Annotated in this window: 12 protein-coding genes; all 12 read left to right on the forward strand. The window is 41.5% G+C overall.

All coding sequences use genetic code 11. The features are described 5' to 3' along the window. Positions 1-29 precede the first annotated feature (29 nt). The 12 genes from pnp (at position 30) to CWC17_RS00735 (ending at position 13,857) form a co-directional block, all read left to right on the forward strand. On the forward strand, positions 30-2,156 hold the full coding sequence (pnp, locus tag CWC17_RS00680) for a polyribonucleotide nucleotidyltransferase (RefSeq protein WP_055017204.1): 2,127 nt from the start codon (positions 30-32) through the stop codon (positions 2,154-2,156). Between the two features lie 140 nt (positions 2,157-2,296). Continuing rightward, entirely contained in the window at positions 2,297-3,175 is an 879-nt protein-coding gene (nlpI, locus tag CWC17_RS00685; protein WP_055013986.1) for a lipoprotein NlpI, read from the forward strand. Further along, a complete protein-coding gene (locus CWC17_RS00690) occupies positions 3,159-4,292 on the forward strand; it encodes a hypothetical protein (RefSeq protein ID WP_138611817.1) in 1,134 nt (377 codons plus the stop codon). Before nlpI ends, CWC17_RS00690 begins: the two co-directional genes overlap by 17 nt. A 154-nt stretch (positions 4,293-4,446) precedes the next feature. Further along, the gene (locus CWC17_RS00695; protein ID WP_138541704.1) at positions 4,447-7,239 is read left to right on the forward strand and encodes a monovalent cation/H+ antiporter subunit A; all 2,793 of its coding nucleotides are present in this window, start codon (positions 4,447-4,449) and stop codon (positions 7,237-7,239) included. Continuing rightward, positions 7,239-7,592, forward strand: a complete 354-nt coding sequence (locus CWC17_RS00700) for a Na+/H+ antiporter subunit C (RefSeq protein WP_055013983.1) — start codon at positions 7,239-7,241, stop codon at positions 7,590-7,592. The genes CWC17_RS00695 and CWC17_RS00700 overlap by 1 nt, the downstream gene beginning before the upstream one ends. Then, positions 7,589-9,106 carry a monovalent cation/H+ antiporter subunit D gene (locus CWC17_RS00705; RefSeq protein WP_138541703.1) on the forward strand — a complete coding sequence of 506 codons (1,518 nt, stop codon included), beginning with the start codon at positions 7,589-7,591 and terminating at the stop codon, positions 9,104-9,106. Before CWC17_RS00700 ends, CWC17_RS00705 begins: the two co-directional genes overlap by 4 nt. Further along, positions 9,106-9,642 (forward strand): Na+/H+ antiporter subunit E, encoded by a 537-nt coding sequence (locus CWC17_RS00710; protein WP_055013981.1) that lies wholly within the window; start codon positions 9,106-9,108, stop codon positions 9,640-9,642. Before CWC17_RS00705 ends, CWC17_RS00710 begins: the two co-directional genes overlap by 1 nt. Next, complete coding sequence (locus tag CWC17_RS00715) at positions 9,636-9,905, forward strand: K+/H+ antiporter subunit F (protein ID WP_013464545.1); 270 nt, start codon at positions 9,636-9,638, stop codon at positions 9,903-9,905. The genes CWC17_RS00710 and CWC17_RS00715 overlap by 7 nt, the downstream gene beginning before the upstream one ends. 9 nt (positions 9,906-9,914) lie before the next feature. Further along, positions 9,915-10,247: a Na+/H+ antiporter subunit G gene (locus tag CWC17_RS00720; RefSeq protein ID WP_138541702.1), complete on the forward strand. Its 333-nt coding sequence runs from the start codon at positions 9,915-9,917 to the stop codon at positions 10,245-10,247. Positions 10,248-10,532: 285 nt separating this feature from the next. Next, positions 10,533-11,030 (forward strand): DUF2059 domain-containing protein, encoded by a 498-nt coding sequence (locus CWC17_RS00725; RefSeq protein WP_138611818.1) that lies wholly within the window; start codon positions 10,533-10,535, stop codon positions 11,028-11,030. 149 nt (positions 11,031-11,179) lie between these two features. Further along, positions 11,180-11,617, forward strand: a complete 438-nt coding sequence (locus tag CWC17_RS00730; protein ID WP_138611819.1) for a MerR family transcriptional regulator — start codon at positions 11,180-11,182, stop codon at positions 11,615-11,617. Then, the gene (locus CWC17_RS00735; RefSeq protein ID WP_138611820.1) at positions 11,614-13,857 is read left to right on the forward strand and encodes a heavy metal translocating P-type ATPase; all 2,244 of its coding nucleotides are present in this window, start codon (positions 11,614-11,616) and stop codon (positions 13,855-13,857) included. The genes CWC17_RS00730 and CWC17_RS00735 overlap by 4 nt, the downstream gene beginning before the upstream one ends. Positions 13,858-13,860: the final 3 nt, after the last annotated feature.

The raw sequence follows: 13,860 nt of genomic DNA on the forward strand, positions 1-13,860 counted from the left end.
AATATAAAAACATTTAAGGAATATTTTAAGTGCAAGCAATTATTAAAGAATTTCAACTAGGCCAACACACAGTTACCCTAGAAACAGGTGCAATCGCACGTCAAGCTGACGGTGCAGTATTAGCAAGTATTGGCGATACATCAGTATTAGTTACTGTAGTTGGTAAGCGTGAAGCTCAACCTGGTCAAGATTTTTTCCCATTAACAGTTAACTACCAAGAGCGTATGTACGCTGCCGGCCGTATCCCTGGCGGTTTCTTAAAGCGTGAAGGTCGTCCTAACGATGGCGAAACACTTATTGCACGTCTTATTGACCGTCCAATTCGTCCACTTTTCCCAAATGGTTTCGTAAACGAAGTACAAGTTATTGCAACCGTTGTATCTGTAAACCCTGAAATCCAACCAGATATGGTTGCGATGATTGGTACATCAGCAGCACTTGCTATCTCTGGTATCCCTTTTAACGGACCAATTGGTGCATCACGCGTTGGTTACATCAACGGTGAATACGTACTTAACCCGACATTAAAAGAGCTTGAAGAAAGCCAACTTGATTTAGTTGTTGCAGGTACTGATAACGCAGTACTAATGGTTGAGTCTGAAGCTGATGTACTTGCTGAAGATGTAATGCTAGGTGCGGTTGTATACGGCCATGAGCAATCTCAAGCTATCATCAATGCAATAAACGAATTTAAAGCAGAAGCAGGTAAACCTACATGGGATTGGACTGCACCTGAGAAAAACGTATCGCTTGAAGAAAAAGTAGCTGAACTTGCTTCTGAAAAAGTAGGTGAAGCTTACCGTATTACTGATAAAGTAGCGCGTAAAGAAGCATTAACTGCAGCAAAAGACGCAGTAATTGAAGCGCTTACAAGCGAGCTTGCTGAAGATGAAACGCTTGATAAGCAAGAAGTAGGTAAAGTATTCGGTTCACTTGAGAAGAAAATTGTACGTGGCCGCATCACTGCAGGTGAAAAACGTATCGATGGTCGTGAACCAGACATGATCCGTGCACTAGACGTAATGACGGGTGTATTACCACGTACTCACGGTTCTGCAATCTTTACTCGTGGTGAAACACAAGCGCTTGTTACTGCTACACTGGGTACAGAACGTGATTCGCAGTTAATCGATGATTTAACGGGTACTCATAAAAACCACTTTATGCTTAACTACAACTTCCCTCCATTCTGTGTAGGTGAAACTGGTTTTGTAGGCTCTCCTAAGCGTCGTGAAATTGGTCACGGTAACCTAGCTAAGCGTGGTATTCAAGCTGTAATGCCTACACTTACTGAGTTCCCTTACTCAATTCGTGTTGTATCTGAAATCACTGAATCTAACGGTTCGTCTTCAATGGCATCTGTTTGTGGTACGTCATTAGCACTTATGAACGCGGGTGTACCAATTAAAGCATCTGTAGCGGGTATCGCGATGGGTCTAGTGAAAGAAGATGAGAAGTTTGTTGTTCTTTCAGATATCTTAGGTGATGAAGATCACTTAGGTGACATGGACTTTAAAGTTGCAGGTACTACTAACGGTATCACTGCACTACAAATGGATATCAAGATTGAAGGCATCACACAAGAAATCATGCAAATTGCGCTTAAACAAGCTAAAGCGGCACGTTTACATATTTTAGGTGTAATGGATGAAGCGATTTCTGCTCCTTCTGAAGAATTATCAATGTTTGCTCCTCGCATCTACACTATGCAAATTCCTGCTAAGAAGATTGCTGAAGTAATTGGTAAAGGTGGCGCTACAATTCGTCAACTTACCGAAGAGACAGGCACAACAATTGAAATTGAAGATGACGGTACAATTAAGATTGCTGCAACAGACGGTGAAAGCGCGCAAAACGCAATTACACGTATTGAGCAATTAACAGCAGAACTAGAAGTAGGTACTATCTACACTGGTAAAGTGGTACGTATTGTTGACTTTGGTGCGTTTGTAAACATTCTTCCTGGTAAAGATGGCCTTGTGCACATTTCTCAAATCAGCACAGAGCGTGTTAACAACGTAACTGACCACTTAAGTGAAGGTCAAGAAGTTAAAGTTAAAGTATTAGAAGTAGACCGCCAAGGCCGTGTACGTCTAAGCATTAAAGAAGCAATGGAATCAGCAGCACCTGCAGCTGATGAGTCAAAAGACGCATAATTGCTAAACTTTAACCCGTTAATATACGCGGGATAATAAAAAAGGGGCTGTTTAGCCTCTTTTTTTATGCTTTAATGAAACCTTATTAGACAAGGTCTGTCTTATTTTTATTGCGATATATCTTGGTATTAAGGATTTTAATGATACTCAAACACTTAGCTTTGGCATCTTTTGCTATTTTGTCTTTAAGCGCTTGCCAAACCACGACTGAATCAAAACCTACGCCGATTGTTAATGTGCCTTTTACTGCACCCCTTGCATCCGACTTTAGAAGCGAAATTGCGATTGCACGTTACTCTGAGCTATTAAATAGAGCCGATTTAAGTACCGAGCAACAAGCTAAGCTTTATTATGACCGTGGGGTATTATTTGATAGCCTAGGAATGACCACGTTATCGCGCATTGATTTTAACCGCGCTATAAAACTAAAGCCTGATTTAGCTGAGGTGTATAACTTTTTAGGTATTCAGCATACTTTAATGCAGCAATACGAAAAAGCGTATGAGTTTTTTGACTCAGCCCTTGAGCTTAATGAAGAGCATGAATACGCTTATTTAAACCGTGGTATTGCACTGTATTATGGTGAAAGAGCAAACTTGGCACAAAGTGATTTTGATGAGTTTTTAGCGCGTTCACCAAACGATCCTTACCGAGTGTTATGGCTTTACCTTGCACAGTCGCAAGAGGATAAGCAACAAGCATTAGCCGCTCTTAAAACAAATGCCGCAGCACTTGATGAATCGCAGTGGGCGTATCAGTTAATTTCGCTTTATACTGGCGATATGAGTGAGCATACGTTTTTATCGGGTATTAGCGAAGGTGTTAAATCTGAGCAAGAATACGCACAGCGTTTGTGCGAGGCGTATTTTTATTTAGCCAAAATGCACCAAGCAGCAGGCGAGCAGTACTTAGCTGCGGATTACTTTAGATTGGCATTATCCACTAATGTGCATGAGTTTATTGAATATAAATATGCGCGTTTAGAGCTTGAGCTTATGGCTGGTGCAGACGCTAGTTAAATACCTGTGTTATTTAAGTGGTTTGCTATTTAGCCTGCTTATTGCGGGCTCTAGCAACCATTTAAGCAGTATTGGTTTTTGGCATGTACTAAATACGAAGGCTAATCCGCTGCAAAGCTATTGGCAATTTCCTCGCTACTTTTCAAATAATATCGCGCATCTTCCCAGATTAACCTTGGGCTTTTTAGCACGTGAAAACATCTCATCAGCCCAATACAATTATTCTTTAAAGCTGATAAAAACAAATAAAAACGAGCAAGCTAAGTTATTTTGGCTACAAAGTATAACTGACATTACCCACGCTCAGCGACAGGATTTAGCTAATCTTCTCTTGGCAGGATCGCGCTGGGACGATTTATTATTATTAAAGCAGCAAGAGTTATTGCCCAAAGGGAATGCGTATAACCACTTAGCACTTCATACTTCAAATCATTACAAACGTATCCCAAACGCTTTTTTAAAAGATCTTGGGTTCACGGCTTTAAATACCTTACCGGCTAGTAATAGCTCCTGTATCTACAATGTCGTTATGATAGGTGTTCATCGCGAAGGGCTTTATAAATTACAAAGCTTCACTAAACAGTTTAATAAAGTACCCGAACCGCGAAAAGGGGTGTTTTGTTTTAGCGAACCGGTTTACGCCGCTGGCGCATTGGAGTGTAAAAACACACTTTCTATGGCCAACTGTAAATGGAAAAATAAAGCTTTGAAAGCTAAGGTTGCAAAAGAGTTTGACTACAGTGTGATAATGAGTAAAAACGGTACGGCTAATGTTATGGGCAAACAAATGCAGCTAAGTACCAGCGCTAACTATCATGTTTTTTTACACGAGCTTATGCATTTTAGCGGTTTTGAAGATGAATATACGCTCCCGCAGAGCAAACAAAAGTGGCTTTGTTCAAAGCAAGGCTATGTTGCGCCTAATTTATATATTTCACAGGGCGAGCCGCCTCCCACAGGTTGGCACAAAAGTGAGAGCTGCCAGCAAGGGGGCGTAGCATATAAGCCTAGTAAGGATTGGTCTATTATGCAGTATCAACAACTAGGTTTATCAAAGAGGTACAGGGCGTTGTGGCAGAAACAAATACAACAACAAGAAACCTTAACCCTTGATTAAAATTAAATCGAATAGGCTTGCTATCTATAGACAAAATGGCTGTTTATAAGTATAACTGTACGTATTAATGTCGTTTAAAAACAGACAGTAAAAGCATCTTTTCGTGATGTATAAAACGTAAGGATAAACTTATGATTATAAAAGGCCCTACATTATGACTTTGCTCTGGATACCTTTGTTATCCTTAATTGGCAGTGTTATTTCTTCATGCACCGGCAAACTATCCCGTACGCAAGCTGCAGCTGTGACTGTGCTTGCGCCTTTAACAGCTTTAGGTATTACGCTATACCACACTCCCGCTATTTTAGCAGGTGAAACAATTCGTTATGCTGTAACGTGGATCCCCGCACTTGGGCTGGATTTATCATTTCGTCTTGATGGCTTGAGTCTACTGTTTATGTTTATGATTTTGGGCATAGGCATACTGGTCATTACCTACGCACGTTACTATCTGAGTAAAAACGACTCCTTAGCTAAGCTGTATAGTTACTTATTGTTGTTCATGACCGCCATGCTAGGCATTGTTATGTCTAACAATGTTATTCAACTTTGGCTGTTTTGGGAATTAACCAGCATTAGCTCATTTTTATTAATTAGCTATTGGTGGCATAAAACAGAAGCGCGAAAGGGCGCGCGTATGGCACTAGCTGTTACCGGTGCCGGTGGTTTAGCATTGCTGGCAGGTTTAATGTTAGTGGCCGATATTGTTGGTAGTTACGACCTGGATGTAATTTTAGCTAGCAAGGCAATTGTGCAATCTCATGACTTATACGAAACTGCACTTGTATTAGTTTTGCTAGGCGCATTTACTAAATCGGCACAGTTTCCATTTCATTTTTGGCTTCCTCACGCTATGGCAGCCCCAACCCCAGTAAGCGCGTATTTGCATTCTGCGACGATGGTAAAAGCAGGTATATTTTTATTAGCGCGTTTTCATCCTGTGCTTTCAGGCACAGACACATGGTTTTTACTGGTGGGTTTGACTGGTTTAGCAACGCTTTTGTTTGGTGCTTATATCGCGTTGTTCAAACACGATTTAAAGGGCCTGTTAGCATACTCAACTATTAGCCATTTAGGTTTAATTACGTTGTTACTGGGCCTTGATACTGAGCTCTCTACTGTAGCGGCGATATTCCATATTATTAATCACGCCACTTTTAAAGCCTCATTATTTATGGCAACGGGTATAATCGATCACGAAACGGGTACGCGTGATATGCGTAAGCTCAACGGTATGTGGCGGTATTTACCTTACACGGCGACACTCGCAATGGTCGCAGCAGCCTCAATGGCGGGTGTGCCATTGCTCAACGGTTTTTTATCTAAAGAAATGTTTTTTGCCGAAACCTTACATCAACAAGTGTTGGGCTCTATGTCGTGGTTAATCCCGGTTTTAGCGACCATTGCAGGGGCGCTCTCTGTGGCGTACTCCTCCCGCTTTATCCATGATGTATTTTTTAACGGCGACCCCATAGATTTACCACGCCAACCACATGAAGCTCCACGTTATATGCGATTGCCAATTGAAGTGCTGGTTGTGCTGTGTGTGCTTGTAGGTATGTTTCCACATTTCTCTGTTGATGGAATTTTACATGCCGCATCATTGGCTGTCCTTGGTCAACAAGTTCCAGAGTACGAACTGGCTATTTGGCATGGCTTTAACCTTCCTTTATTGATGAGTGCCATGGCTGTGGTGGGCGGTTTATTTATTTATATTAACCGCAAATACTTATTTCAATTTCAAGCCTCGTTACCACCCCTTAATGCTAAAAAAACGTTCGAGGTAATTGTCCTTAGGGCTATTACTTGGTCTCAAAACAGAGTAAGTAGCATCGAAAACGGCTCATTGCAGCGCTACGTTTTTGTAATGCTGGCGGTGGTGCTATTGTGTGCGGGGTGGCCATTGTTTGAAATGCAACAGTTAGCCGGCAGTATGGCGAGTATCCCTGTCGATGTGCACAATGCTATTGGCGCTGGGTTATTAATTATTGGCGCATTGGCTACGGTTATTTGGCATCGTTCTCGTGTAGTTGCTTTATTAATGATTTCTATTGTGGGGCTTATGGTGTCAGTTGCGTTCACTCGTTTTTCTGCCCCTGATTTAGCGCTTACGCAACTTACCGTTGAAGTAGCCACCGTAATTTTACTAATGCTAGCATTGTTTTTCCTACCTCAGCATACACCTAAAGAGTCTAGTTCACTTAGGGTATTACGAGATTTAGGCATTGCATCAACATTAGGTGTAGTTGTTGCAAGTATTTGCTACGCACTTCTTACACGACCGCTTGAATCAATATCTGATTTCTTTATCGCTAATGCTAAAACAGGCGGTGGCGGTACGAATGTAGTAAACGTTATTTTGGTCGATTTTAGGGGCTTTGATACCTTGGGTGAGATCACGGTGTTAGGTATTGCAGCATTAGGTATATTTAAAGTACTGTCGCGTATTCCTCTGTTTATGCCTGCAAGTGATGGTGAAGGGCGACCTTGGGCGCGTGAACGCCACCCTATACTACTTGCCAGTATTTCGCATAGTTTATTACCGCTTGCATTATTAGTATCGGCTTATATTTTCTTACGTGGCCATAACTTACCTGGCGGTGGCTTTATTGCAGGTTTAGTAACGTCGATTGCCTTTATATTGCAGTACATGGCTCATGGGTCAGCTTGGATAAGTGAGCGCTTTGCAGTTAACTATCGCAAAATCATCGCTTCGGGTATTGGTATTGCCTTGTTTACTGGTGTAGGCAGCTGGTTCTTCGATAGGCCATTTTTAACAACGTGGTTTGATTATTTTGATATTCCATTTATTGGCAAAACAGAGCTTGCAAGTGCGATTGTGTTTGATTTGGGCGTATACTTAACAGTAGTTGGAGCTACATTAATGATATTAGCAAGCCTTGGCAACATGACAGCAGATACCCAGAAAAAAGAGGTAAATATTTAATGGAGCTATTGTACGCATCTTGCGTTGGAGTGTTAGTGAGTTGTGGTGTTTACTTACTACTTAGGGCGCGTACGTTCCCAGTGGTGCTAGGACTTACTATGATTTCATATGCAGTGAATTTATTTTTATTTTCTGCAGGTCGTTTAACCATTAATAAAGCAGTCGTGCTTGGAACAGGTACTGATTATGCAGACCCATTGCCTCAAGCTTTAGTGCTAACCGCCATTGTGATCGGTTTTGCTATGACTGCATTTGTAGTTATTTTAGCAATACGTGGTAGAGCCGATTTGGGTAGCGATCATGTTGATGGGCAAATAATAAAAAGCACGGCCGATAGCAAGGAGCAAAAATGATTCAACATTTAAGCTCTTTGCCTATTCTGTTACCTATGCTGGCAGCAGTCATATTGCTTTTGCCGCCATGTGGTAAAAGCTTACGTATTCGTCGTATTGCCTCATCAATCATGGCGGTGGTCACGTTTATCGCCAGTGCAATGCTGCTAATCCATGTGTATAACAGTGGTATCAATGTATACGCAATTGGTAATTGGTCAGCGCCTTTTGGCATAGTACTTGTTGCCGATATGCTTTCTACTTTATTGGTTGCACTTACATCCTTTTTAGGAATGGGAGTCATTTTATATGGCTGTGCAGGTGATGATGCTAAAGGTAATTTCTTTCACCCTTTAGTGCACTTTTTAATATTAGGTGTAAATGGCGCATTTTTAACAGGCGATCTGTTTAATGTATTTGTATTTTTTGAAGTACTTCTTATTGCCTCATACTCATTACTTATGCACGCAGGTGATAAGCAAAATACGCGCGCCGCACTTCAATATGTAATATTAAACTTAGTTGGCTCGAGCGTATTTTTAATTGGGTTGGGTATTTTATACGGCGTACTGGGTACATTAAACATTGCCGATATGGCTCAAAAAGTATCGCTGCTAACAGGGGACGATGTTTACTTAGCCAAAGCGGGTGGCTTGCTATTGTTAGTTGTATTTGCTTTAAAAGGTGCGCTATTACCTTTGCATTTATGGTTACCTAATACCTATGCAAGTGCAAAACCTGTCGTTGCTGCGTTGTTTGCGATTATGACCAAAGTAGGCGTATACGCGATGTTGCGCGTTTATACCGTTATATTTGGTGAACAAGCCGGCGAGCTTGAGCATATGGCGCAAACTTGGTTATGGGGCTTAGCTATTGCCACCATAGTGGTCGGTGGAATTGGCGTAATGGCAGCACAAGATTTACGCAAGTTAACGGCAAACCTAGTAGTTGTATCAGTGGGCACATTAGTTGCTCTAATTGCCTTGCAAAACGTCACAGCAACAGCTGCACTGCTTTATTATTTAGTACATTCTACTTTAGTCAGTGCCGCACTGTTTTTATTAGCTGATTTAATTGCCACACAAAGAGGGAAAGTAGGGGATAGACTTGTTGCTGGCCGCGCTGTAAGCCAACCCTATTTGTTAGGGGCGTGCTTTGTAATTGCTGTATTAACCGTTGTAGGAATGCCACCGCTATCGGGGTTTGTTGGAAAAGTTTGGATCCTCAAAACAACCTTGAATAGCGAGCAAGCCTTACTATTTTGGCCTGTTTATTTAATTACTAGCTTTGTTTTATTAGTTGCACTTTCGCGTGCTGGCACCAGTTTGTTTTGGGAGCGAAAAGCAAAGAAGGGCGAGAGTACTGATGGCGTTAATGCCCACCCATTACAAATTTTAATAATTGTTGGGTTATTGGCATGTTCTCCATTGTTAGTTATTTTTGGTGGTCCTATCAGCGATTATATGCTCAGTGCTGCTACGCAACTGCATGACATTAATGGTGGTATTAATGCCGTAATGAGAGGAGGGAAGTAATGAGATTACAAGCCCGTTATCGTTGGTTGCCAACGCCGTTTCGTAGTTTCTTTTTATTTGTGATCTGGTTGCTACTCAATAATAGTGTATCGCCAGGGCACTTGGTATTAGCAACGTTTTTAGCGATATTTATACCCTTATTGAGTTTTTCATTACGTGATCCACAACCGCTAATACTAAAACCGGGGTTGGCTTTAAAACAACTACTTATTGTTCTTTACGATATAGTAGTCGCTAATTTACAGGTGGCCTTGTTAATAGTGGGTCCGGCTAAAAAATTACGCCCTGCTTTTGTAAAAGTCCCTATAGATTTGAGCCATGATATGCCAATTACGATTCTTGCCAGTTGTGTATCACTCACACCGGGTACAGTAAGTGCCGAAGTGTACCCTATCCCAGAATCGCTTAACGAAGGTGAAACGCCCACACAGCGTTATTTACTTATACATGTACTCGATTTAAAAGACGAAGAGGCACTTATTAAACAAATTAAACAACGCTACGAAGCTCCCCTAAAGGAGATTTTTCAATGCTAGATACTGTATTACTCATTGTTTTTTCTATGATTGGCTTATCGCTATTACTGAATTTATGGCGACTTATTATAGGCCCATCGGTGCCAGACCGTATTTTGGCGCTGGACACTATGTATATAAACGTCATTGCATTAATTATTTTATACAGTATTAGCATGGGCACAGGCCTGTATTTTGAAGCCGCATTGCTAATAGCTATGCTTGGTTTTATTAGTACAGTTGCTGTGTGTAAGTATTTACTGCGTGGCGACATAATTGAATAGGATTTTAAAATGATAAGCGAATGGGTTGTATCCATATTGTTATTGTTTGGTGGGCTGTTTATTTTAATTGGTTCATTAGGCTTGATTAAATTGCCTGACTTTTACATGCGATTGCATGGACCAACTAAAGCAACAACCTTAGGCATGGCAAGTATACTTATTGCAGCAATGGTGTTTTTTGCGAATTCAGGGCACGGCTTTAGTGTTAAAGAGATATTGATTACCGTGTTTTTATTGATTACCGCCCCGATTAGTGGGTATATGTTAATAAAGTCAGCAATTCATCATAAGCTTAAAGCTAAAGAAGGTACAAAAGGGCTCGATAACGTAGAAGAAGATTAGCCCTAGGACATTCATAAAAAGGCCAAATAAACATGTTTTATTTGGTCTTTTTAGTATGGGCATGCGCATTTACGAACTATTTTTTACTCATTAGCTTTAAGTGATTTGCTCTGAGGTTGGAAAAGCGCATTGATAACTAGGCAAAAACTCTCTATTTAGTTGTTCTAAATAAGATTTTTTAATCTAGGCAGCAACACGTTTCGCCCCGAAAATGATTAAGTATTATTGCGGATTGATATAAATCATGTGAGTATGGTCTTACTTTTTATGTTTAAGGATATGACAATGGCTAAGGCACTATTACTTTCGTTACTTATATTTTCTGGCAGCGTATTGGCTGACGAGGCCACTAAGCAGCAAAAAATAGATGAGCTGATAAACGTGATGAACATGGATGCTATGGTTGACTCAATGTACGGGCAAGTAGAAGGCATGATGAAAAATATGTCTGCACAAATGGGTGTTAAGCCCTCTGAGCAAGCTATTTTTGATAAATACTATGCAGATATGACCAATGTACTTAAAACTGAAATGAGCTGGAAAAAAATGCAGCCGATGATGGTTAACGTTTACGACAAACATTTTAACGAGCAAGAAATTGCCGACATGCTGGCGTTTTATAAAACTGAAACAGGGCAAAAAATTCTTCAAAAAATGCCTGTAGTAATGCAAGAGTCTATGCAAATGTCGCAAAGCTTAGTGCAAGGTGCAATGCCAAAAATTCAGCAAATAGCCGGTGAGTTAAGTGAAGAGCTAAAAGCCTCTCGCCAACAAGAAAATTAATCCCCCTTTCTCTTAAGCGCGCTCATTAGCGCGCTTTTATTTTATCAGCTCCAGTAATTTTTTAATTATATTTTAATGTGGCCCCTCTATTGACCTGTGTGTCACACATAGGTTTAAAATTGAGCTCTAAAATCTAAGGGGGCTAAATTATGTATGTTAAGCAATTAGCGACGTTAATGGGTGTAACGCCTGATACAGTTCGTCACTACACACGAATAGGCCTTTTAACGCCCATACGTAGCCAAAGTAACGGCTATCAACAATATACAAAAGCAGACCGCCAACGTTTACAGTTTATTATAAGCGCCCGAAAGCTCGGATTTTCCCTTAAAGATATACAGCATATCATTGGTGAGTCAGAACAAGGGCATTGCCCATGCCCACTTACGCGGCAAATTATTGCAAAACGTTTAGAAGAAACCGAAGCCTTGTTTCAAGAAACCCTTAAATTACGAGTGCGTATGCAAGCGGCGTTAAAGCAGTGGGAAACATCGGCAGACGGCGCTGTTGCAAGTGATGTGTGTAGCTTAATAGAAACGTTTGTTGACCCTCTTGCAGAGCAAGAAAAAAGCGGAGATGTGCAATGAGTAGCAATAAAACAACAGAGCAAAACTTTATTATTGAAGGGGCTAATTGTGGCAGTTGCGTAGCCAAAATAGAAAAAGCCCTTAATAGTGTGCAAGGCGTAAACAATGTAGAAATGAACTTTGCAGATCGCACGGTACGCGTAGAGGGCAGCGCGCAGCAAAGCACATTAATTAGCGCCGTTGAAAATATAGGTTATGGCGCAAAACCTATGGATAACACATCAGAGCAAGATGCGCTTGATGAAAAAGCCAAGTCAGACGAGGCACATTACAAAAAGCTAATGCGCAACATGATGCTGGCTTTAGGTGTGGGCGTGCCGCTTATGATTTATGGGCTTATTTTTGATATGAGCGTGACAACCACTAACCAGCGCATAGCTTGGGGTGTGGTCGGTATTATCACGTTTGTCGTTATGGCTGTAGCAGGTAAGCAGTTTTATAAAGACGCGTGGCAGTCATTTAAAAATCATGGTGCTAACATGGATACACTTATTGCCCTCGGAACGGGCACTGCGTGGTTATATTCAATGTGTGTTGTACTTGCGCCTAGCTTACTACCTGAGGTTGCAAGGCACGTTTATTTTGAAGCTTCTTCAATGATAATTGGGTTAATTAGTTTAGGCCTGGCTTTTGAAGTGAAAGCGCGTGGACGTACTTCGCAGGCTATTAAGCGTTTAATTGGCTTACAAGCAAAAACAGCCCGTGTAATACGCGACGGCAAAGAGCAAGATATAGACATTAGTGATGTGAAAAAGGGCGACCATGTACGGGTACGCCCAGGCGAAAAAATCCCGGTAGATGGTGATGTCCTCGAAGGTAGCAGCAGATTAGATGAATCTATGCTCACGGGTGAGCCTATGCCTGTGAGTAAACAAACCGGCGACAAAGTAGTTGCTGGCAGCATTAATAAAAGCGGCACATTATTATTTGAAGCCACACATATAGGCCAAGAAACAACCCTTGCCAATATTATTAATATGGTAAAACGTGCGCAAAACTCTAAGCCTTCAATAGGGCGATTAGCCGATGTTATTTCAGGCATATTTGTGCCCACAGTAATGATAATTGCGATATTAGCAGCCCTTGCATGGCTAAATTTTGGTCCAGCCCCTTCAATTGCTTATGCGGTGGTAGCGTTAACCACCGTGCTGATTATTGCATGCCCGTGTGCGCTGGGTTTAGCAACGCCTATGTCGGTAATGGTGGGAATAGGTAAAGCCGCCGTGTTTGGCATATTAATTCGCAATGGCGAGTCACTGCAAACTACCTCCAAAATTACTACCATGATTTTAGATAAAACCGGCACCATTACCCAAGGTGCACCCCAAGTAACAGATGTTGTAACGTTTAATAACGCAGATGAAAATAACGTAATGCAATTAGTTGCAAGCCTCGAAAGTAGCTCTGAGCACCCTCTGGCAGAGGCTATTATGCAGCACGCTAAAAAACAAAACGTCACCTTGAGTAAAGCGACTGACTTTGACGCCATTACTGGCAAAGGTGTAAGCGGTAAGGTGAATGAGCAGACTTTGTTATTTGGTAATAAAGCGCTTATGGATAAATACGAGATTGCTGTTGATGAGGCCGCTGAGCAAGCACACACCTTTGCAAAAGAAGCTAAAACGCCGATGTACTTTGCCTGTAATAACCAACTTATGGCCTTAATTGCGGTGGCGGACCCGCTAAAAGAAGACTCAGTACAGGCAATTAAGCGCCTGCAAAATGAAGGTATTCATCTAGTAATGCTCACTGGCGATAATAAAGCGACCGCACACGCTGTGGCTAAAAAAGTCGGTATTGATGATTTTATCGCAGAAGTGTTACCAGAGGATAAAGTAAATGAAGTCACTAAACGCCAGCAGCAAGGCGAAATTGTAGGTATGACGGGTGATGGGATCAATGATGCCCCCGCGCTTGCTAAGGCAGATGTCGGTTTTGCGATTGGTACAGGTACCGATGTAGCCATAGAAAGCGCCGATATTACCTTAATGCGTGGCTCGCTGCATGGCCTTGCTGATGCTATTGCCATTAGCAGCGCAACAATTAAAAACATTAAACAAAACTTGTTTGGTGCCTTTATTTATAACGTTGCGGGCATTCCTATTGCTGCCGGTGTGTTGTATCCCTTTATTGGTGTGCTACTAAATCCTGTAGTAGCGGGCGCAGCTATGGCGCTTTCATCACTGACTGTCGTCACCAATGCTAATCGCTTACGTTTTTATAAACCCAATAAGCGCTAAGGA

This window comes from Pseudoalteromonas sp. S3785, from assembly GCF_005887365.1.
GTDB lineage: Bacteria > Pseudomonadota > Gammaproteobacteria > Enterobacterales > Alteromonadaceae > Pseudoalteromonas.

Excerpts from the sequence above, each read along its gene's own strand:
- CWC17_RS00720 (WP_138541702.1), top strand. The coding sequence starts at position 9,915 with ATGATAAGCGAATGGGTTGTATCCATATTGTTATTGTTTGGTGGGCTG.
- CWC17_RS00730 (WP_138611819.1), top strand. The coding sequence starts at position 11,180 with ATGTATGTTAAGCAATTAGCGACGTTAATGGGTGTAACGCCTGATACA.
- CWC17_RS00735 (WP_138611820.1), top strand. The coding sequence starts at position 11,614 with ATGAGTAGCAATAAAACAACAGAGCAAAACTTTATTATTGAAGGGGCT.
- CWC17_RS00705 (WP_138541703.1), top strand. The coding sequence starts at position 7,589 with ATGATTCAACATTTAAGCTCTTTGCCTATTCTGTTACCTATGCTGGCA.
- CWC17_RS00700 (WP_055013983.1), top strand. The coding sequence starts at position 7,239 with ATGGAGCTATTGTACGCATCTTGCGTTGGAGTGTTAGTGAGTTGTGGT.
- CWC17_RS00715 (WP_013464545.1), top strand. The coding sequence starts at position 9,636 with ATGCTAGATACTGTATTACTCATTGTTTTTTCTATGATTGGCTTATCG.
- nlpI (WP_055013986.1), top strand. The coding sequence starts at position 2,297 with ATGATACTCAAACACTTAGCTTTGGCATCTTTTGCTATTTTGTCTTTA.
- CWC17_RS00695 (WP_138541704.1), top strand. The coding sequence starts at position 4,447 with ATGACTTTGCTCTGGATACCTTTGTTATCCTTAATTGGCAGTGTTATT.
- CWC17_RS00710 (WP_055013981.1), top strand. The coding sequence starts at position 9,106 with ATGAGATTACAAGCCCGTTATCGTTGGTTGCCAACGCCGTTTCGTAGT.
- CWC17_RS00725 (WP_138611818.1), top strand. The coding sequence starts at position 10,533 with ATGGCTAAGGCACTATTACTTTCGTTACTTATATTTTCTGGCAGCGTA.